This is a genomic window from Klebsiella sp. OBRC7, from assembly GCF_000293135.1.
Lineage (GTDB): Bacteria > Pseudomonadota > Gammaproteobacteria > Enterobacterales > Enterobacteriaceae > Klebsiella > Klebsiella michiganensis.
This window is the reverse complement of the sequence record NZ_ALNJ01000019.1, coordinates 16,437-35,163: the sequence shown is the minus strand read 5'-3', so window position 1 is coordinate 35,163 and position 18,727 is coordinate 16,437. Positions and strand designations below refer to the sequence as shown.

Sequence of the window (18,727 nt, the reverse complement as noted above, 5' to 3'; positions counted from 1 at the left end):
CTTGCTGCCTGAGAGCATCCTGTGGTGTAGTGTATATGCTAATGCATAAACGAAAATAAGCCGCGCATTCCTTTCGGAAGCACGGCCTTACAACTACAACTCGGTCTGAATTGAGAGCGTGGCTCCCAACAGATTAGTACAGACGAGTGCGGCGTGCGTTTTCGCGAGCCAGTTTCTTCGCGTGACGTTTCACTGCGGAAGCTTTAGCGCGTTTACGTTCGGTAGTCGGTTTTTCATAGAACTCACGACGACGAACTTCCGCCAGAACACCTGCTTTCTCGCATGAACGTTTGAAGCGACGCAGCGCTACGTCGAACGGCTCGTTTTCACGTACTTTAATTACCGGCATGTAACTCTCACCTTTGATAAATTCGGTTTGCCGCTGGCATCAGCGCCAGCTTATTTCAAAATGGTGCGGAATTTTACTGCAATTGCTGCTGCTTTGTAAAGCACCGACGCGATTTTTGAAAGGGACTTTTATAAGGACAGGGAGTATACACGAAGTGAACGCCAGGGGTGAGGAAAGTTTTACATCAACCCGCATTGGTCCTACACTGCGCGGTATTGAAACGAGGTAAAACTAGCCATGCGTGTACTGGGAATTGAAACATCCTGCGATGAAACCGGCATCGCCATTTATGACGACGAAAAAGGTCTGTTAGCCAACCAGCTGTATAGTCAGGTGAAATTGCACGCTGACTACGGCGGCGTGGTGCCCGAACTGGCCTCGCGCGACCACGTACGTAAAACCGTCCCCCTGATTCAGGCGGCGCTCAAGGAAGCCGGGCTGACGGCAAAGGATATCGATGCCGTTGCGTATACGGCGGGCCCAGGCCTGGTTGGCGCGCTGCTGGTCGGCGCAACGGTTGGCCGTTCGCTGGCGTTCGCCTGGAACGTGCCGGCGATCCCGGTACACCATATGGAAGGGCACCTGCTGGCGCCGATGCTGGAAGATAATCCGCCACAGTATCCTTTTGTCGCGCTGCTGGTTTCCGGCGGCCATACCCAGCTGATCAGCGTCACCGGCATTGGCCAGTATGAACTGCTGGGCGAATCGATTGACGACGCGGCGGGCGAAGCCTTCGATAAGACAGCGAAACTGCTGGGGCTGGATTATCCCGGCGGCCCGATGCTGTCGAAGATGGCCTCCCAGGGCACCGAAGGGCGCTTTGTCTTCCCGCGCCCGATGACCGATCGCCCCGGGCTGGATTTCAGCTTTTCTGGCCTCAAGACCTTTGCCGCGAACACCATTCGCAGCAACGGCGATGACGATCAAACCCGCGCCGATATCGCCCGCGCTTTCGAAGACGCGGTCGTGGATACGCTGATGATTAAGTGCCGCCGCGCGCTGGAACAAACCGGCTTTAAACGGCTGGTGATGGCGGGGGGTGTTAGCGCTAATCGTACGCTGCGCGCGAAGCTGGCGGAAATGATGCAAAAGCGCGGCGGGGAAGTCTTCTACGCCCGTCCTGAATTCTGTACCGATAACGGCGCGATGATTGCCTATGCGGGGATGGTTCGTCTGCGCTCCGGCGCTAAAGCGGAACTCGGCGTCACCGTTCGTCCGCGCTGGCCGCTGGCTGAACTCCCGGCGGCATAACGTCTGATGTTTCACAGGCCGACGTCCTGTCGGCCTGCCTTCCTGCTTATTCCATACTCTTACATAGCGAACAAATCGCCCCCTGGTGCTTGTGCGAATGCATCACGTCAGGACGTTCGTACTCTTCCCGGCAGCTCAGGCAGCGGTAAACGGTGATCGACGCGTTGCCCTGCGCATCGTAGCGCGGCTCGGCGATACCATCATCGCGCTGTTTAATGTAATAGCGCCCGCGGGTGGCGATCCCCATGACCGGCGTCATCACGAAAGCCACCGCCAGCGCAATCAGCGGCGAGAACGGCGCCAGCGTTTCGCCCAACAGGCCGAAGAAGGCGCTAATCGAAAGGCCTGCCGCGAGGGCAAAAGAGACCACGCCTACCGGGTTGACGTTATAGATCATCCCGCGGCGATACTCCGGCTGCGCCGGCGCCAGCTTCAGCACCCCTTTGTTGACGGTGATGTCGGTGGCGACCACCACCACCCAGGCGATGGCAAAGTTAGAATAGAAGCCGAGGATCCACGCCAGAGCGCTAAACATGTCGCCTTCCATCAGGGCAAGGGCAATCGCCAGGTTGACGATGACGAAAATAATCCGCCCCGGATAACGTTTAGTGGTGCGCGTCCAGGCGCTGGTCCACGCCAGCGAGCCGGAATAGGCGTTGGTGACGTTAATTTTAATCTGCGAGATAACCACCAGCACTACCGCGAGGGTGAGCGCCAGCCAGCCGGGGACCAGGTTATCGAAGACGCTGACGAACTGTTGCACCGGTTCGGTGTTGTGCACCGCCGGGAAGCGGGTCAGCAGATAGAAGCCGAGGAAAGCGCCGATAATCTGTTTAATCGCGCCTAATACGACCCAGCCCGGGCCGGCGGAGAACACCGCCAGCCACCAGCTTTTGCTGTTTTCCGCGGTCTTCGGCGGCATAAAGCGCAGATAGTCGATCTGCTCGCCAATCTGCATGATCAGCGACAGGCAGACCCCCGCGCCGAGCATAATGGCGGTTAAATCTACCGTTGAGGCGTTGTTTTTACCGGCGAAGTTCATAAAGCCGTCCACCAGATCCGGATCTTTGACGATAAGCCAGGCCACCGGAACCACCATCAGGACCAGCCACAGCGGCGTCGTCCAGACCTGAAGGCGAGTCAGCGCCTTCATGCCGTAGACCACTAGCGGCAAGACCATCAGCGTGGCGATGAGGTAGCCCATCCACAGCGGGATCCCCAGGCCCACGAGTAGCCCCTGCGCCATAATCGAGCCTTCAAGCGCGAAGAAGATAAAGGTAAATCCGGCGAAGATAATACTGGTGATCACCGAACCAAAGTAGCCGAAACCGGCGCTGCGGGTAATCAGGTCGAGGTCGATGTTATAGCGCGCGGCGGTAATCGCCAGCGGAATGCCAGTAAGAAAAATAACCAGCGCCGCCAGCAGGATCGCGTAAATCGCATTGGTGGTGCCCCAGGCCATGCCAATGCTGGCGCCGATAGAAAAGTCAGCCAGATAGGCGATGCCGCCCAATGCGGTCACCGCGACAACCCCCGGTCCCCAGCGGCGAAAGCTCAGCGGAGCATAGCGAAGGGTATAATCTTCCAGCGTTTCTTTTGAGCCGGAGGCACTGGTTTGCGCAGGTAAATCAGTTTTTATATCCAGTGATGACATAGTCATTCCTTAATGGTTAGGCATGACTGGAATTAGCAAACCTTATGCCACATCGCAGGGCAGGCGCTATCAGGGCTTTATGAAGGGGATGGCGAAAGAGAGGGCAGGGTATGCACCATCCCGACACCTCTGCGCCGGGATGGTGCAGGGGTTACTTGCCGAGCATGCCTTTGTCTTCGATAAAGGCGATGATATTTTGCAGGCCGTCGCCGCTTTTCAGGTTGGTGAAGCTCCACGGGCGTTCGCCGCGCATGCGCAGGGTATCGCGCTCCATCACTTCCAGAGACGCGCCCACGTACGGTGCAAGATCGGTTTTGTTGATCACCAGGAAGTCGGATTTGGTGATCCCCGGTCCGCCTTTGCGCGGGATCTTTTCCCCTTCCGCCACGTCGATCACGTAGATGGTGAGATCCGCCAGCTCCGGGCTGAAGGTGGCGCTCAGGTTATCGCCGCCGCTTTCCACAAAGATGAGATCGAGATTGCCGAATTTCTCGCTCAGCGCTTCCACCGCGGCAAGGTTCATTGACGCATCTTCCCGAATAGCGGTATGCGGGCAGCCGCCGGTTTCGACGCCGACAATTCTTTCAGGCTCCAGGGCGCCAGCCTCGGTGAGAATGCGCTGATCTTCTTTGGTGTAGATATCGTTGGTCACCACCGCCAGCTGCCAGGTGTCGCGCATGGCTTTGCAGAGGGCTTCCAGCAGCGCGGTTTTTCCGGAGCCGACCGGGCCGCCGACGCCGACGCGCAGCGGTTGCTTAATCATGTTCATACCTTCTCCTAAGAACGGAATAATCGGGAATACTGGGTTTCGTGCCGGGCGGAAGCGATAGCCGCAAGCGGCGTCGCCGAACCGATGGCGTCGTCCGGAGTCGCCAGGGCGCTGTCCATGTCCGCCGCGTAGCGGTCGCACAGGCGAAGAATCAACTGCTGGGCCGCCTGCTGGCCAAAGGGCACCAGCTTGACGCCAGCCATCACCGCGCTTTCAATCCAGCTATAGCCAAGGCTCAGGGCCAGGTCAGGAATGGCGATTTGCCAGCGTACGCCGAGCCACGCCATGCCGGTTAGCTGACTTTGCTGGCACAGCTTGCGCCACTCGGGTGGGCAGTCCGGCTGCCAGTCGGCCAGCAGCCGGGTGAAGGCCGCGCCGCGGTTGCGCTCTTCATCGCGCAGCTCGCGGGTTTCCCGGCAGGCGAGCAGATAAGCGGTCCAGCGCCGGGCGCAGGCCAGATCGCCCGCTTCGCAGGCCCGGTAGAGGCGGGCAAACAGCGGCAGGTCGACGGTAAAAAAGCTCTGCTCCATTTGGCGCAGCTGCCAGCGCTCAAAGGCGGCGGTATCCGCTACCCAGCCCGCTTCCACCGCCCACTCCAGCCCCTGGGACCAGCTGTAGCCGCCAACCGGGAGGCTGTTGCTGGCAAGCTGCATCAAGCGCAGACGTTTTTCCGGCGTCGGCATTTAGTGGCTGTGCTCACGATCGTGATGGTGGTGGTGGCCGTGCGATTCGCTGGCGTAGGCGCCGGCTTCTGGTTCAAACGGCAGATGCGCGAAATCCACGGCCAGGCCAAACTGGCGCAGCATATCGTCCAGGACGTGATCGTGATGATAGCGCAGCTCGCCCGGCATAATCTGTAGCGGCACGTGGCGATTGCCAAGGTGATAGCAGGCCTTCGCCAGCATAAAAGGATCGGCGCAGCGTACGACCGAAACGGCTTCATCAGCGGCGATCACTTCAATGAATTCGCTACCGTTTTCGTTACTGAGAATGTCGCCGCCGCGCAGCAGCAGACCGCGCGGCAGCAGCAGGCCCGCCTGACGGCCATCGTTAAGCGTGACTTTAATGCGGCTTTTTACCCGCACGTCAATCGGCAGGGTAACGCTGGCCGTGGCCTGCGCCGGGGTCTCCACCCGTTGGGTCAAATAAAGCATTTGCGCTCCTTAAAACAGGAAATAACGTTGCGCCATCGGTAACACATCCGCCGGTTCGCTGGTTATCAGTTCGCCGTCGATGCGCACCTCGTAGGTTTGCGAATCCACGGTAATATTGGGCAGCAGGCCGTTGTGGTGCATATCGGCTTTTTGTACCGCGCGGCAGCCTTTAACCACCGCCGTCGCGCTGTGCAGGTTCAGCCGTTCAGCGACGCCGTTTTCCGCCGCCGCCTGCGACAGGAAGGTCAAGCGGCAGCGGTGACGGGCGCTGCCCAGCGCGCCGAACATCGGGCGATAGTGCACCGGCTGCGGCGTCGGGATAGAGGCGTTGATGTCGCCCATCGGCGCCATGGCGATCATGCCGCCTTTAACGATCGTCGCCGGCTTCACGCCGAAGAACGCCGGGGACCACAGCACCAGATCCGCCAGTTTCCCCACTTCAATCGAACCGACTTCGTGGGCGATACCGTGTGTTAACGCCGGATTAATGGTGTACTTGGCGATATAGCGCTTCACACGGAAGTTGTCGTTATCGCCGCTCTCTTCCGCCAGCGGGCCGCGCTGGACCTTCATCCGGTGCGCCACCTGCCAGGTGCGCAACACCACTTCGCCGACGCGACCCATCGCCTGCGAATCAGACGAGGTGAGGGAGAAGGCGCCCAGATCGTGCAGGACGTCCTCCGCGGCGATGGTTTCCCGCCGAATGCGCGATTCGGCAAACGCCACGTCCTCGGCGATATCCGGGTCGAGGTGATGGCAAACCATCAGCATATCCAGATGTTCGTCAATGGTGTTGACGGTGTAGGGCAGCGTCGGATTGGTCGACGAGGGCAGAATATTGGGGTGTGCGCAGGCGGTAATAATATCCGGCGCATGGCCGCCGCCCGCGCCTTCGGTATGGAAAGTATGGATAGTGCGCCCGCCGATGGCCGCCAGGGTATCCTCAACGAATCCGGACTCATTGAGGGTGTCGCTGTGCAGCGCGACCTGCACGTCCATTTCGTCGGCCACGGTCAGCGCACAGTCGATTGCCGCCGGGGTCGCGCCCCAGTCTTCGTGAATTTTCAGGCCGATAACCCCGGCCGCGACCTGCTCACGCAGCGCATCCGGATTCGAACCATTGCCTTTACCCAGCAGGCCAATATTGACCGGCAGGCTGTCCGCGGCCTGCAGCATCCGCGAGATGTACCATGGCCCGGGCGTACAGGTCGTGGCGTTGGTGCCCGCCGCCGGGCCGGTCCCGCCGCCGATCATGGTGGTGACGCCGGAGACCAGCGCTTCTTCCGCCTGCTGCGGACAGATCCAGTGAATATGCGTATCGACGCCGCCGGCGGTGACGATCTTGCCTTCCGCCGCAATAATTTCCGTGGCCGCGCCGATCGGGATCGTGACGTTGGGCTGAATATCCGGGTTGCCGGCTTTGCCGATCGCGAAGATCCGCCCGTCTTTGACGCCGATATCGGCTTTGACGATCCCCCAGTAATCGACGATCAGGGCGTTGGTCAGCACCAGATCTACGCACCCGGCGGAAAGCATTTGTCCCTGTCCCATTCCGTCGCGGATCACTTTACCGCCGCCAAATTTGACCTCTTCGCCGTAGGTGGTCAAATCATCTTCGACTTCGATCCACAGCTCGGTGTCGGCCAGGCGAACTTTATCGCCGGTGGTGGGGCCGAACATGTCGGCATAGGCCTGACGTGAAATGTCACTCATCGTTTGCCTCCAGCGCGCCCATAACGTCTCCGCGGAAACCGTACACCGCGCGGGTTCCGGCCAGCGCCACCAGCTCCACCTCGCGCTTTTGGCCCGGTTCGAAGCGCACTGCGGTGCCGGCGGCGATATTCAGGCGATAGCCGGTCGCCTGCTGGCGATCGAACTTCAGCGCCGGGTTGACCTCGGCGAAGTGGTAATGCGAGCCGACCTGAATTGGCCGGTCGCCGTGATTTTCAACAATAATGCTGCAGGTTGCGCGGCCAGCGTTGAGGGCTATCTGTCCGGGCTTTATCTGATATTCTCCTGGAATCATCGCGCTACCTCAGATTATCGGGTTATGGACGGTGACCAGCTTCGAGCCGTCCGGGAAGGTGGCTTCGACCTGGATATCGGGGATCATTTCCGGCACGCCTTCCATGACCTGGTCGCGGCTCAGGACGTGGCGTCCCTCTTCCATCAGCTCGGCGACGCTTTTGCCGTCGCGCGCGCCTTCCATAATAAAGGCGCTAATCAGGGCCACGGATTCGGGATAGTTGAGCTTCAGGCCGCGGGCCAGGCGACGCTCCGCCACCAGCGCGGCGGTAAACAGCAACAGCTTGTCTTTTTCTCTGGGTGTCAGTTCCATAGCGTTCTCTTAAGTCAGCCAGATTCGGGGAAGTACCGGAGATTTGCCGGTCAGATGCGGGCGCATGAATTGCCAGATATCGCGCATCGCCCGCTGGCAACGCAGATTATCGTCACTTAGAAAGCGTACCGTCATCAGGCCGTCGGTGAGCGTCGCGCCGGCGTAGTTTGCCAGCGGCGTAAGTTTTTCGCGTACGCCTTCCAGCAGCGTTTCGTTCGCCGGGTAGAACAGCATCGTTCCCACCCACGGCTGCTGCGCGACGCAGGCCAGCTGTCCATCGGCCAGGCTCAGGCGCTCAATCAGCAGCGGAGAGCCGTCGACCCACACCTCCAGGCGATTGGCGAGCGCGCCGTGGCTAAAGGCTTCACCGATGACCGGCCGGCCAAGGCACAGCAGGTCCCACGCCAGCAGCGTGCTGGAGGCGGCGAGATGAAAGGCGGTAGACACAGCGGCGTTGGCGCCGGGAAAGAAGATCGCGTCCTGCGGCAGCCACTCGAGCGTTGAGTTTTCGGCCAGCGTCAGGGTTTGCTGAAGACGCGCCTGCGCGCCGCTGCTGCGATAGAACTTGCTGGCGCCGGGCATGGTGATCAGCGTATGGCAATCGGACTCAATCGTGGCGCTGATGGTGAGTTCATCGCCGCCGACGATACCGCCGGGCGGATGAAGCAGGTAGAGGTGGCAGGTCTCTTCTTCGGGATAAAACGGACGCTGAACGGTGAGGGGACCGACATGACGACGGGAGGCGAGCGTTGTTTTCCCGCCGAGAAGCTGAAAGCGGAGGTCCAGCGTGGCCTGCCAGCCTTTTTTATTCTGTGGTAACACCGTGCCGTGCAATGTCGCGCCCCTGCAAAATCAAGATAAAACTGCAGCGAAGAGTATTGATCGGGGGCCAATCATCCCGGTCATATGAAAAGCTTATGCCCGTCATACTTCGAGCCGCAGCCGCGTTGGTTCACCTTAATCACCTGGGACTCACTTGCTGCGAGTTGCGGCGCAGCAACGTTTATTTCTGCTCCGGCGTTTTTTTCTTCTTTTTGAGCCGGGTCCAGATGCGGGTTTCCTGACGACGCCACAGACGCTGTATGTTGTCGTGATGGCGCAGCAGAATCAGGCATGACAGCATCGAAACCGGGAAAGTGTACTGCGGTTTGAACCACCAGACATAGAACGGCGCAATCAGCGCGCTCACGATAGCTCCCAGCGAGGAGTAGCCGCTGAGCAGAATCGTCAGCAGCCAGGTTCCGGCCATCACGCCGGTGAGATCCCAGCCGATAGGGGCAATGGCGCCGAAAGCGGTGGCCACGCCTTTACCGCCGCGAAAGTTAAAAAATACCGGCCAGATATGGCCCACGCAGGCGGCGATCGCCACCAGGCCGAGCCAGAACGGCGTCAGGCCTAACGCCCACGCGCCCCAGACCGGCAGCATGCCTTTCAGTACGTCAAAAATAAGCACCGCTACGGCTGCGCCCTTGCCGCCAATTCGCAGGACGTTCGTCGCCCCCGGATTGCCGGAGCCGCTGTCGCGAGGGTCGGGAAGGCCAGCGAGGCGGCAAACGAGAATGGCGCTGGAGATTGAGCCGCAGAGGTAGGCGAGGATAACCAGTCCAGGCGCGATTGCACTCATCAGCTGTTCCATTTTGAAAGTGTCGTTTTATCCCCAGCGCACTGCGCGTTGTCCGCGCATTGGCTCGCCGGGACCCATAGCGACGCTATGCTCCTGGAGCCTTGCCGCGTCGCTGTCTTCCTGCAACGCAAATTATTTAGGGGATGTCTTTGCATCTGTGGATAATACGCATAATTGGCCGGAAGTGGTATCCGGTTTAGCCAAAAAGCAGGCAGGTCGTGATGGATATTGTATTTATAGAGCAACTTTCGGTAATCACCACAATTGGTGTTTACGACTGGGAACAGACCATCGAACAGAAGCTGGTGTTCGATATCGAAATGGCGTGGGATAACCGCAAAGCGGCGGCCAGCGATGATGTTACCGATTGTCTCAGCTATGCTGATATCAGCGAGCTGGTCATCAGGCACGTCGAAGGCGGGCGTTTTGCGCTGGTGGAGCGCGTGGCGGAAGAAATTGCCGACCTGCTGCTGGAAAAGTTTCAATCTCCATGGGTACGTATTAAAGTCAGCAAACCCGGGGCGGTAGCCCGGGCGGCTAACGTCGGCGTCATTATTGAACGTGGCCTTAATCTGAAACAAAACTTTTCAGGTCATACTCGTTAAACAAATTGCGTTTATACCGGTCATAGAATCCGGCCATCAGGCTATTTTCTTTGCCGTTTTGCCCTGTGACAGCGCTCGAAATCCTTGCGTACAACCTGTACGCTCACTTTTCTGCGCGCTGTCTGTGGCCAAATAAGCACGCCTGATAGCTCGGTTCTTCGTTCCTGGTTTTTTTCATTTTACTTTTTAAAGGGTTTAATTGGATGAGCGATATACACTCGCTGCTGATAGCGGCAATATTGGGTGTGGTTGAGGGTTTGACAGAATTTTTACCTGTCTCCAGTACTGGTCATATGATTATTGTCGGTCATCTGCTGGGTTTTGAAGGCGATACCGCGAATACGTTTGAAGTCGTCATTCAGCTTGGTTCCATTCTGGCCGTTGTGGTGATGTTCTGGCGCCGCCTGTTTGGTCTTATCGGCATTCATTTTGGCAAAAAACCCGAGCATGAAGGCCAGGGCAGCGGTCGCCTGTCGCTTATCCATATTCTTTTGGGGATGATCCCAGCGGTGGTGCTGGGGCTGATTTTCCACGATACCATCAAGTCGCTGTTTAACCCGATAAACGTGATGTATGCGCTGATTGTGGGCGGCGTGCTGCTGATCGCGGCGGAGGTGCTGAAGCCGAAACAGCCGCGCGCGGTGGGCATTGATGATATGACCTATCGTCAGGCGTTCGTCATCGGCTGCTTCCAGTGTCTGGCGCTGTGGCCGGGCTTCTCGCGTTCCGGGGCGACGATTTCCGGCGGGATGCTGATGGGCGTCAGCCGCTATGCGGCCTCTGAGTTCTCGTTCCTGCTGGCGGTGCCGATGATGATGGGCGCAACCGTACTGGATATGTACAAGAGCATTGGCTTCCTGAACGCCGGCGATATTCCGATGTTTGCCGTCGGTTTTATCACGGCGTTTATCGTCGCGCTGATTGCGATTAAAACCTTCCTGCAGCTGATTAAACGTATTTCGTTTATCCCGTTCGCCATCTATCGTTTTATCGTTGCGGCAGCGGTCTACGTGGTCTTCTTCTAAGCGCCCGCCCTCAGTCCCGCGGCTGAGGGCAACGCTTTTCTTTCCAGCGGGCGACGGCCTGAATTCGCCGACGCGTCAGCTCTTCACGAATTTCAACGCCCTGAAAACCTTCCGCCACCACCTCTTTTGTTGAGACCGACCGGGCAACGTCCCAGGCTTCCAGCAGCAGGCGACCCTGTGGATAATCGCAGGCTTCAAAGCCGGTGCGCCCGCGCACGTCGGCCTCGCTGGTTAACGCGATTTGCCTGACACGATGCGGCTTGCGCCAGGCGTCGATATTATCGAACAGCTTGACCAGCGTCTTCGGCTGCAGGATAGGCAGCGTATGAATCAGATCGTGAAATTCGGCGACCAGTTTTGCCAGGTCGCGCAGCTCGTTTGGCACCCGCAAACGGGCGCAGAGCTGCTCGACCAGCTTAACGCCAGCCGGACCGTGACCATGATGGCGTGGCCAGAGCGCTTTCGGCGTCAGTCCTTTCCCGAGGTCGTGGCATAGGGTGGCAAAACGGACATCCACTTCGGGCGAGAGCATCGCCGCCATGGTGATGGTCATCAGCGTATGCAGGCCAGTGTCGATTTCCGGGTGCCATTTAGCCGGAGCCGGTACGCCGTAAAGGGCGTCGACTTCCGGGAACAGCACCTTGAGCGCGCGGCAGTCGCGTAAGGTCTGGAAGAAGACCTGCGGGTTGCGGGTGGTAAGGGCGCTTTCCGTCTCTTTCCATACCCGCTCCGGCGTGAGATGCGCCAGCTCACCGGCATCGGCCATTGCGCGCATCAGCGCCATGGTTTCATCGGCGACACGAAACCCCAGATGCGCGTAGCGGGCGGCAAAACGCGCCACGCGCAGAACGCGTAGCGGGTCCTCGCTAAAGGCGGGCGAGACGTGGCGCAACAGGCGCTGGCGTAAATCAGCCTGGCCGCCGTAGGGATCGATAATCTGGCCGTCGGCGTCCTGGGCCAGCGCGTTGATCGTCAGATCGCGGCGCAGCAGGTCTTGCTCAAGGGTGACGTCAGCGGCGGCATAGCAGGTAAAGCCGGTGTAGCCGGAGCCGGACTTGCGCTCGGTGCGCGCCAGGGCATACTCTTCACGGCTTTGCGGATGAAGGAACACGGGAAAATCACGGCCTACCTGCTGGTAGCCCGCGTCGAGGAGTTGCTGAGGCGTGGCGCCAACCACGACCCAATCTTTGTCTTTAACCGGTAGCCTTAATAACGCATCTCGTACTGCACCACCGACCAGATAAACCTTCACGCCTCACTCTCCCGTCTTTATTTTCTTACGATGATACGTAAGTCTGGCAGAGAAGACGAATTAGTTCATCCAGCGGTCTTTGCGTTTGCGGCTCGGTACCAGGTGCGGCAACACCAGTCCGAGGATCAGGCCGACCCCCAGCACGCCGCCGCCGTACATAAACCACTGCATGATAATGGTGCGCTGTTTGTCATCAAGCTGCAGATTTGCGGCGTTTACCTTTTTCTGCGCGACAACCAGCTCATTTTTCAGCTTTTGGTTCTCTTCTTTCAGACCGTTTATCACGGTGTCGCTACCGGCGACTTTCTTCTGCATGTCCGCCGTGCGCTGGTTCCAGGTGGTGTCGATGTTGTTGAGTTTGTCGGTCAGGGTTTTGACCTGGTTTTCCAGATCCGGCACGCGGGTGCGCAGGCTGGGCTCGTTGCTCAGCTCTTTCAAGGGGATCCAGGCGGTACGGCCGCTGTTGTCGCGTACCTGAGCATAGTTCGTGCTGTCGTTGGTTTGCAGCACCGCGACTTCTTCACCGGCGTTGATGGTGCCCACGAGACGATAGTTATCGCCCGGACCGCTGCGCACCCAGGTATTCAGTTCATCTGAAACGTAACGTTTTTCTTCCGCGTGAACCGCCGTGGCGGCGCTCAGCGCCAGCAAAGTCAATGTAATAAGGCGTAATTTTGGCATCAGGTCATCGTTTGGTCATAAAAAGTTGAACGATAGTAGTGGCATCGCCGAAGCGACGCAAAGTTTTCCGCCACAATCAGAATCATCTATCAGGTGGCCCGGCAAAATGCGCATTGCATGGCGATTCGCCGCAAAATACTATTTACTGACAAGAAATATCGTTGTTAGTTCGCCGCAATTTCCCGGCACAGCATATAAGCGGAAGAATTCAGTCATGGCTCAAGAAATCGAATTAAAGTTTATCGTTGATCAGAATGGCGTTGACGCGCTGCGTCAGCACCTCAACGCGCTGGAGGCAAGGCATACGCCAGCGGGTCAATTGCTGAATATTTACTATGAAACGGCGGATAACTGGCTGCGCCGCCACGACATGGGGCTGCGCATTCGCGGCGACCAGGGGCGCTATGAAATGACGCTGAAAATTGCCGGGCGCGTCGTCGGCGGCCTGCATCAGCGTCCGGAATACAACATTCCGCTGGACACGCCGGAGCTGGCGCTGGAGAAACTGCCGGCTGAGGTCTGGCCGCAGGGGGAACTGCCGGCGGCGCTCGCACAGAACGTACAGCCGCTTTTCAGCACCGATTTTGAGCGGGAAAGATGGGTGGTCAAAGAAGGCGCCACCGAAATTGAAATCGCGCTTGACCGCGGCGAAGTTAAAGCCGGCGAGCATCAGGAACCGATTTGTGAACTGGAGCTGGAACTGCTGTCCGGTACTACGCAGGACATTCTGACCCTTGCCCGTCGCCTGCTGGATACCGGCGTACTGCGTCAGGGCAGCCTGAGCAAGGCGGCGCGCGGTTATCATCTGGCGCAGGGCAATGAAGAACGTCCGCTGACCGCGTTAACGATCCTTCGCGTCGCGCCGAAGGCCAGCGTTGAGCAGGGTCTGGAAGCGGCGCTGGAAAGCGCGCTGGCACACTGGCTGTATCATGATGAACTCCTCAATCGCGGCAATGCAAAAGCGAAAGCGGAGATTTTGCACGCTATCGCCCGCGTGCGGCACGCGCTGGTGCTGTTTGGCGGTATTGTCCCGCGCAAGGCCACCACGCTGCTGCGTGAGCGTCTGAGCGAAGCTGAGGCGGCGCTGGCGGAGGCCGAAACCGCCCAGGCGGCGCTTTTCAGCGTGGCGACCGTCAGAGCCAAGCTGACGCTCACCGATCTGCTGATAAACCGCGGCTGGCGTCCCTTCCTGAACGCAGCCGGAGAGCAGAAAATTGCCGGCTCGTTTAAACGCTTCGCGGATATTCAGCTCTCCAGAGCGGCGGCGGAGCTGAAAAACGCCTTCCGCCAGCCGTCCGCTGACGGTTATGTCGATCAGCTTCCGCGCCTGACCCGTGAAATTGACACCGTTCAGCTGCTATCCGGCGCTTATATCGACGCTGCCGCGCCGTGGCTGGAAAACTGGCAAGAAACCCGCCGGGCGATTGCGCATAACGACAGCAGCGTTATCGAATATTTTCGTCGCCAGGCGCTGGCCGCGGAGCCGTTCTGGTTGCATAGTGGAAAACGATAATTTCAGGCCAGGGAGCCCCTAAGATGCCGCTTTCTTCGCAATTACAGCAGCACTGGCAGACGGTCGCAGGCCGGCTACCAGCGGATTTTCCCGTATCGACGTTGAGCGATCGGGCGCAATCGGTCATGGCCTTTAGCGATTTCGTCGAACAGAGTCTGATCGCGCAGCCGCAGTGGCTGGCGGAGCTTGAAAGTGCCCCCCCCGAGGCGCAGGAGTGGCATCACTATGCCGACTGGCTGCAGGTTCGCCTGGCCGAGGTCAATGATGAAGCCGCGCTGATGCGTGAGCTGCGCCAGTTTCGCCGTCGGATCATGGTGCGTATCGCCTGGGCCCAGGCGCTATCGCTGGTCAGCGAAGAGAGCAGCCTGCAGCAGCTAAGCGCGCTGGCGGAGACCTTAATCGTCGCCGCGCGCGACTGGCTATACGCCGCCTGCTGCCGTGAATGGGGCACTCCGTGTAATGCTGAAGGTACGCCGCAGCCGCTGCTGATCCTCGGGATGGGCAAGCTCGGCGGCGGCGAGCTGAATTTCTCCTCCGACATCGATCTGATTTTCGCCTGGCCGGAGCATGGCGCCACGCGCGGCGGCCGTCGCGAGCTGGACAACGCCCAGTTTTTTACCCGCCTCGGGCAGCGCCTGATTAAGGTGCTGGATCAGCCCACCCAGGATGGCTTTGTCTACCGCGTGGATATGCGCCTGCGCCCGTTTGGCGACAGCGGCCCGCTGGTGCTGAGCTTTGCCGCGCTGGAGGATTATTACCAGGAGCAGGGGCGCGACTGGGAGCGCTACGCGATGGTGAAAGCGCGAATCATGGGCGATAACGATGGCGTTTACGCCAGCGAGCTGCGCGCCATGCTGCAGCCGTTTGTCTTCCGCCGCTATATTGATTTCAGCGTGATTCAGTCTCTGCGCAACATGAAGGGAATGATCGCCCGTGAGGTACGCCGTCGGGGACTGAAGGACAATATCAAGCTCGGCGCGGGCGGCATCCGCGAAGTGGAGTTTATTGTCCAGGTCTTCCAGCTGATTCGCGGCGGACGCGAACCGATGCTGCAGCAGCGGGCTTTGCTGCCGACGCTGGCCGCCATCGAAGAGCTGCACCTGCTGCCGGAAGGGGATGCGCAGAGGCTGCGCGAAGCCTATCTGTTTTTGCGTCGTCTGGAAAACCTGCTGCAAAGCATCAACGACGAGCAGACGCAAACCCTGCCGCAGGATGAACTTAATCGCGCCCGGCTGGCCTGGGGGATGGGGGCTGCCGACTGGGATACGCTCAGCGCGCGGCTGGCGGAGCAGATGGCTAACGTGCGGCGCGTGTTTAATGAGTTGATCGGCGACGATGAAACCCAGTCGCCGGATGAACAGCTTGAAGAGTACTGGCGCGAACTGTGGCAGGACGCGCTGCAGGAGGATGATACCAGCCCGGCGCTGGCGCATCTCGCCGACAGCGATCGCCGCAGCGTGCTGGCGCTGATCGCCGATTTTCGTAAAGAGCTGGACCGGCGCACGATTGGCCCGCGCGGCCGTCAGGTGCTTGACCAGCTCATGCCGCATCTGCTCAGCGAAATCTGCTCGCGCGCGGATGCCCCGGTGCCGCTGGCGCGCATTACGCCGCTGCTCACCGGGATTGTCACCCGCACAACCTATCTGGAGCTGCTGAGCGAATTCCCCGGCGCGCTAAAGCACCTGATTAGCCTGTGCGCGGCGTCGCCGATGGTCGCCAGCCAGCTGGCTCGCCATCCGCTGCTGCTGGACGAGCTGCTGGACCCGAATACGCTTTATCAACCGACGGCCACCGATGCCTATCGCGACGAACTTCGGCAGTATCTGCTGCGCGTACCGGAGGATGATGAAGAGCAGCAGCTGGAGGCGCTGCGCCAGTTTAAGCAGGCGCAGTTGCTGCATATCGCCGCGGCCGATATCGCCGGAACCCTGCCGGTGATGAAAGTGAGCGATCACTTAACCTGGCTGGCGGAGGCGATGATTGACGCGGTGGTCCAGCAGGCCTGGCTGCAGATGGTGGCCCGCTACGGGCAGCCGACGCACCTGCACGATCGCCAGGGGCGCGGTTTTGCGGTGGTTGGCTACGGTAAGCTGGGGGGCTGGGAGCTGGGCTACAGTTCCGATCTCGATCTGGTGTTCCTCCACGATTGTCCGATGGAGGTGATGACCGACGGCGAGCGCGAAATCGACGGTCGTCAGTTTTATCTGCGGCTGGCGCAGCGCATCATGCATCTTTTCAGCACGCGCACCTCGTCGGGCATTCTCTACGAAGTGGACGCTCGCTTACGTCCTTCTGGCGCGGCGGGCATGCTGGTGACCACCGCCGATGCCTTTGCTGATTATCAACAAAATGAGGCATGGACCTGGGAGCATCAGGCGCTGGTTCGCGCCCGCGTAGTGTACGGCGATCCTGAGCTACAGGCGCGCTTTGACGCCATTCGTCGGGATATTCTTACTACCCCGCGAGAAGGCGAAAAACTGCAGACCGAAGTGCGGGAAATGCGCGAAAAAATGCGCGCTCACCTGGGAAATAAGCATCACGATCGCTTTGATATTAAAGCCGATGCCGGGGGGATCACGGATATTGAATTTATTACCCAGTATCTGGTCCTACGCTATGCCAGTGATAAACCGAAGCTCACGCGCTGGTCCGATAACGTCCGTATTCTGGAACTGCTGGCGCAGAACGACATTATGGACGAGGCAGAGGCGAGGGCGTTAACTCACGCTTACACCACGCTGCGCGATGCGCTCCATCACCTGGCGCTGCAGGAGCAGCCGGGGAACGTGGCGCCAGAAGCGTTTAGCCAGGAGCGTGAACAGGTCAGCGCCAGCTGGCAGAAGTGGTTGATGGCTTAACTAAAAAACCGGGTGTGCTATTATCGCGCGCAAAGTTTGCGTCTCGCAGGAGAGAGGAATGAAAGTAACGCTGCCAGAGTTTGAACGTGCAGGAGTGTTGGTGGTTGGCGATGTGATGCTGGACCGCTACTGGTATGGTCCCACCAGCCGTATTTCGCCGGAAGCGCCGGTGCCGGTAGTGAAGGTGGAAAATATCGAAGAACGTCCTGGCGGCGCGGCAAACGTGGCGATGAACATTGCGTCGCTCGGCGCGACCTCTCGTCTGGTTGGCCTGACCGGGATTGACGATGCCGCCCGCGCGTTAAGCAAGGCGCTGGCCGACGTCAACGTGAAGTGCGACTTTGTGTCCGTCCCGACGCATCCGACGATTACCAAACTGCGCGTACTGTCGCGCAACCAGCAACTGATTCGTCTCGATTTTGAAGAGGGTTTCTCCGGCGTCGATCCGCAGCCGATGCACGAGCGCATTCAGCAGGCGCTGGGTTCCATTGGCGCGTTGGTACTGTCTGATTACGCCAAAGGTGCGCTGACCAGCGTTCAGACCATGATTAAGCTGGCTCGCGACGCGGGCGTTCCGGTGCTTATCGACCCGAAGGGCACGGATTTTGAACGCTATCGCGGCGCCACCCTGCTGACGCCTAACCTCTCAGAGTTTGAGGCGGTCGCGGGTAAATGTAAGGATGAAGAAGAGATCGTTGAGCGCGGGATGAAAATCATCGCCGATTTTGACCTCTCGGCGCTGCTGGTGACCCGTTCCGAGCAAGGGATGACGCTGCTGCAGCCGGGGCGACCGCCGCTGCATATGCCCACTCAGGCCCAGGAAGTCTATGATGTTACCGGCGCGGGTGACACGGTCATCGGCGTGCTGGCGGCGACGCTGGCCTCCGGCAACACTCTGGAAGAGGCCTGCTACTTTGCCAACGCGGCGGCGGGCGTCGTGGTCGGTAAACTCGGTACCTCTACCGTTTCGCCTATCGAACTGGAGAACGCGGTGCGCGGGCGCTCGGAGACGGGTTTTGGCGTGATGGGCGAAGAAGAGCTGAAGCAGGCGGTCGCCGCGGCGCGCAAGCGCGGCGAGAAAGTGGTGATGACCAACGGCGTGTTCGATATTTTACACGCGGGCCACGTTTCCTACCTGGCTAACGCCCGCAAGCTGGGCGATCGGCTGATCGTTGCGGTGAACAGCGACGCGTCAACCCGGCGTCTGAAAGGCGACTCTCGCCCGGTCAACCCGCTGGATCAGCGGATGATCGTGTTGGGCGCGCTGGAAGCCGTCGATTGGGTGGTCTCTTTTGAAGAGGATACCCCGCAGCGTCTGATTGCCGGAATTCTGCCGGATCTGCTGGTGAAAGGCGGCGACTATAAGCCGGAACAGATCGCCGGTAGCGAAGAAGTCTGGGCAAACGGCGGCGAGGTGCTGGTGCTCAACTTTGAAGATGGCTGCTCGACGACCAACATCATTAAGAAGATCCAGAAAGATAACAAACAGTAATGTTTTCTCTTCGCACCGTAGCGGCGGTATGGCCGGAATTATCGCGCTAACCGAGGCGTAACCGGCGATAACGCTGCAAAACAGGACAAAAGAGGCCCGCGATCGCCTAATCGCGGGCCTCTTTTTATTTAATGACGGCATAAATGATTTGGCTCAACAAAT

The 18,727-nt window shown here is 59.3% G+C and carries 18 protein-coding genes and 1 pseudogene; 7 read left to right on the top strand and 12 right to left on the bottom strand.

Annotated elements, in window-relative coordinates; translation table 11 throughout:
- Positions 1 to 133 precede the first annotated feature (133 nt).
- Positions 134 to 349 (bottom strand): 30S ribosomal protein S21, encoded by a 216-nt coding sequence (gene rpsU / locus HMPREF1144_RS03245; protein ID WP_001144069.1) that lies wholly within the window; start codon positions 347 to 349, stop codon positions 134 to 136.
- Between the two features lie 237 nt (positions 350 to 586).
- On the opposite strand from rpsU, the gene tsaD reads away from it, so the two are divergent.
- Positions 587 to 1,600, top strand: coding sequence for a tRNA (adenosine(37)-N6)-threonylcarbamoyltransferase complex transferase subunit TsaD (gene tsaD / locus HMPREF1144_RS03240; RefSeq protein WP_004854297.1), 1,014 nt, complete (start codon positions 587 to 589; stop codon positions 1,598 to 1,600).
- Between the two features lie 46 nt (positions 1,601 to 1,646).
- Here tsaD and HMPREF1144_RS03235 read toward each other — a convergent pair whose 3' ends face one another.
- The 8 genes from HMPREF1144_RS03235 to HMPREF1144_RS03200 form a co-directional block, all read right to left on the bottom strand.
- Positions 1,647 to 3,254: a purine-cytosine permease family protein gene (locus HMPREF1144_RS03235; RefSeq protein WP_004854296.1), complete on the bottom strand. Its 1,608-nt coding sequence runs from the start codon at positions 3,252 to 3,254 to the stop codon at positions 1,647 to 1,649.
- A 151-nt stretch (positions 3,255 to 3,405) separates the two neighbouring features.
- Positions 3,406 to 4,023, bottom strand: coding sequence for an urease accessory protein UreG (gene ureG / locus HMPREF1144_RS03230; protein WP_004105899.1), 618 nt, complete (start codon positions 4,021 to 4,023; stop codon positions 3,406 to 3,408).
- Positions 4,024 to 4,031: 8 nt separating this feature from the next.
- Positions 4,032 to 4,706 carry an urease accessory protein UreF gene (locus HMPREF1144_RS03225; RefSeq protein WP_009651872.1) on the bottom strand — a complete coding sequence of 225 codons (675 nt, stop codon included), beginning with the start codon at positions 4,704 to 4,706 and terminating at the stop codon, positions 4,032 to 4,034.
- Positions 4,707 to 5,177 carry an urease accessory protein UreE gene (gene ureE / locus HMPREF1144_RS03220; protein WP_004854292.1) on the bottom strand — a complete coding sequence of 157 codons (471 nt, stop codon included), beginning with the start codon at positions 5,175 to 5,177 and terminating at the stop codon, positions 4,707 to 4,709.
- A 9-nt stretch (positions 5,178 to 5,186) separates the two neighbouring features.
- Entirely contained in the window at positions 5,187 to 6,890 is a 1,704-nt protein-coding gene (ureC, locus tag HMPREF1144_RS03215; protein ID WP_004854289.1) for an urease subunit alpha, read from the bottom strand.
- Positions 6,883 to 7,203 carry an urease subunit beta gene (locus HMPREF1144_RS03210; RefSeq protein WP_004854287.1) on the bottom strand — a complete coding sequence of 107 codons (321 nt, stop codon included), beginning with the start codon at positions 7,201 to 7,203 and terminating at the stop codon, positions 6,883 to 6,885. Before HMPREF1144_RS03210 ends, ureC begins: the two co-directional genes overlap by 8 nt.
- Positions 7,204 to 7,212: 9 nt before the next feature.
- Positions 7,213 to 7,515, bottom strand: a complete 303-nt coding sequence (locus tag HMPREF1144_RS03205; RefSeq protein WP_004125356.1) for an urease subunit gamma — start codon at positions 7,513 to 7,515, stop codon at positions 7,213 to 7,215.
- 9 nt (positions 7,516 to 7,524) lie between these two features.
- Positions 7,525 to 8,349, bottom strand: a complete 825-nt coding sequence (locus HMPREF1144_RS03200; protein ID WP_004854284.1) for an urease accessory protein UreD — start codon at positions 8,347 to 8,349, stop codon at positions 7,525 to 7,527.
- Between HMPREF1144_RS03200 and HMPREF1144_RS33445 the strand changes: the two are divergent.
- Positions 8,339 to 8,422 (top strand): annotated as a pseudogene (locus HMPREF1144_RS33445) (short-chain dehydrogenase); the annotation flags it as partial. The gene HMPREF1144_RS03200 and the pseudogene HMPREF1144_RS33445 sit on opposite strands and share 11 nt — an antisense overlap.
- Positions 8,423 to 8,518: 96 nt before the next feature.
- Here HMPREF1144_RS33445 and plsY read toward each other — a convergent pair.
- Positions 8,519 to 9,139 (bottom strand): glycerol-3-phosphate 1-O-acyltransferase PlsY, encoded by a 621-nt coding sequence (plsY, locus tag HMPREF1144_RS03195; protein ID WP_004854283.1) that lies wholly within the window; start codon positions 9,137 to 9,139, stop codon positions 8,519 to 8,521.
- Positions 9,140 to 9,360: 221 nt separating this feature from the next.
- Between plsY and folB the strand changes: the two genes are divergently transcribed.
- A complete protein-coding gene (gene folB, locus HMPREF1144_RS03190) occupies positions 9,361 to 9,744 on the top strand; it encodes a bifunctional dihydroneopterin aldolase/7,8-dihydroneopterin epimerase (RefSeq protein WP_004854280.1) in 384 nt (127 codons plus the stop codon).
- A 203-nt stretch (positions 9,745 to 9,947) separates the two neighbouring features.
- The gene (gene bacA, locus HMPREF1144_RS03185) at positions 9,948 to 10,769 is read left to right on the top strand and encodes an undecaprenyl-diphosphate phosphatase (RefSeq protein ID WP_004854277.1); all 822 of its coding nucleotides are present in this window, start codon (positions 9,948 to 9,950) and stop codon (positions 10,767 to 10,769) included.
- 10 nt (positions 10,770 to 10,779) lie between these two features.
- Here the strand turns inward: bacA and HMPREF1144_RS03180 are convergent, their stop codons facing one another.
- A complete protein-coding gene (locus HMPREF1144_RS03180; protein WP_009651910.1) occupies positions 10,780 to 12,021 on the bottom strand; it encodes a multifunctional CCA addition/repair protein in 1,242 nt (413 codons plus the stop codon).
- Positions 12,022 to 12,081: 60 nt separating this feature from the next.
- Positions 12,082 to 12,702, bottom strand: coding sequence for a TIGR04211 family SH3 domain-containing protein (locus tag HMPREF1144_RS03175; RefSeq protein WP_004854274.1), 621 nt, complete (start codon positions 12,700 to 12,702; stop codon positions 12,082 to 12,084).
- A gap of 214 nt (positions 12,703 to 12,916) precedes the next feature.
- Here HMPREF1144_RS03175 and HMPREF1144_RS03170 point away from each other — a divergent pair, with 214 nt between their 5' ends.
- The 3 genes from HMPREF1144_RS03170 to hldE are packed head-to-tail and all read left to right on the top strand — an operon-like array spanning position 12,917 to position 18,565.
- Complete coding sequence (locus tag HMPREF1144_RS03170; protein WP_009651845.1) at positions 12,917 to 14,215, top strand: inorganic triphosphatase; 1,299 nt, start codon at positions 12,917 to 12,919, stop codon at positions 14,213 to 14,215.
- Between the two features lie 23 nt (positions 14,216 to 14,238).
- Positions 14,239 to 17,073, top strand: a complete 2,835-nt coding sequence (gene glnE, locus HMPREF1144_RS03165; RefSeq protein WP_009651874.1) for a bifunctional [glutamate--ammonia ligase]-adenylyl-L-tyrosine phosphorylase/[glutamate--ammonia-ligase] adenylyltransferase — start codon at positions 14,239 to 14,241, stop codon at positions 17,071 to 17,073.
- Positions 17,074 to 17,131: 58 nt separating this feature from the next.
- The gene (hldE, locus tag HMPREF1144_RS03160; protein ID WP_009651836.1) at positions 17,132 to 18,565 is read left to right on the top strand and encodes a bifunctional D-glycero-beta-D-manno-heptose-7-phosphate kinase/D-glycero-beta-D-manno-heptose 1-phosphate adenylyltransferase HldE; all 1,434 of its coding nucleotides are present in this window, start codon (positions 17,132 to 17,134) and stop codon (positions 18,563 to 18,565) included.
- The last annotated feature ends 162 nt before the right edge of the window (positions 18,566 to 18,727 follow it).

What these genes read in the sequence shown, in the direction of transcription:
- hldE (WP_009651836.1), top strand. Translation starts at nt 17,132, where the DNA reads ATGAAAGTAACGCTGCCAGAGTTTGAACGTGCAGGAGTGTTGGTGGTT.
- rpsU (WP_001144069.1), bottom strand. Translation starts at nt 349, where the DNA reads ATGCCGGTAATTAAAGTACGTGAAAACGAGCCGTTCGACGTAGCGCTG.
- plsY (WP_004854283.1), bottom strand. Translation starts at nt 9,139, where the DNA reads ATGAGTGCAATCGCGCCTGGACTGGTTATCCTCGCCTACCTCTGCGGC.
- ureE (WP_004854292.1), bottom strand. Translation starts at nt 5,177, where the DNA reads ATGCTTTATTTGACCCAACGGGTGGAGACCCCGGCGCAGGCCACGGCC.
- HMPREF1144_RS03170 (WP_009651845.1), top strand. Translation starts at nt 12,917, where the DNA reads ATGGCTCAAGAAATCGAATTAAAGTTTATCGTTGATCAGAATGGCGTT.
- tsaD (WP_004854297.1), top strand. Translation starts at nt 587, where the DNA reads ATGCGTGTACTGGGAATTGAAACATCCTGCGATGAAACCGGCATCGCC.
- HMPREF1144_RS03175 (WP_004854274.1), bottom strand. Translation starts at nt 12,702, where the DNA reads ATGCCAAAATTACGCCTTATTACATTGACTTTGCTGGCGCTGAGCGCC.
- HMPREF1144_RS03235 (WP_004854296.1), bottom strand. Translation starts at nt 3,254, where the DNA reads ATGTCATCACTGGATATAAAAACTGATTTACCTGCGCAAACCAGTGCC.
- bacA (WP_004854277.1), top strand. Translation starts at nt 9,948, where the DNA reads ATGAGCGATATACACTCGCTGCTGATAGCGGCAATATTGGGTGTGGTT.
- ureG (WP_004105899.1), bottom strand. Translation starts at nt 4,023, where the DNA reads ATGAACATGATTAAGCAACCGCTGCGCGTCGGCGTCGGCGGCCCGGTC.
- HMPREF1144_RS03225 (WP_009651872.1), bottom strand. Translation starts at nt 4,706, where the DNA reads ATGCCGACGCCGGAAAAACGTCTGCGCTTGATGCAGCTTGCCAGCAAC.
- HMPREF1144_RS03210 (WP_004854287.1), bottom strand. Translation starts at nt 7,203, where the DNA reads ATGATTCCAGGAGAATATCAGATAAAGCCCGGACAGATAGCCCTCAAC.
- ureC (WP_004854289.1), bottom strand. Translation starts at nt 6,890, where the DNA reads ATGAGTGACATTTCACGTCAGGCCTATGCCGACATGTTCGGCCCCACC.
- folB (WP_004854280.1), top strand. Translation starts at nt 9,361, where the DNA reads ATGGATATTGTATTTATAGAGCAACTTTCGGTAATCACCACAATTGGT.
- HMPREF1144_RS03205 (WP_004125356.1), bottom strand. Translation starts at nt 7,515, where the DNA reads ATGGAACTGACACCCAGAGAAAAAGACAAGCTGTTGCTGTTTACCGCC.
- glnE (WP_009651874.1), top strand. Translation starts at nt 14,239, where the DNA reads ATGCCGCTTTCTTCGCAATTACAGCAGCACTGGCAGACGGTCGCAGGC.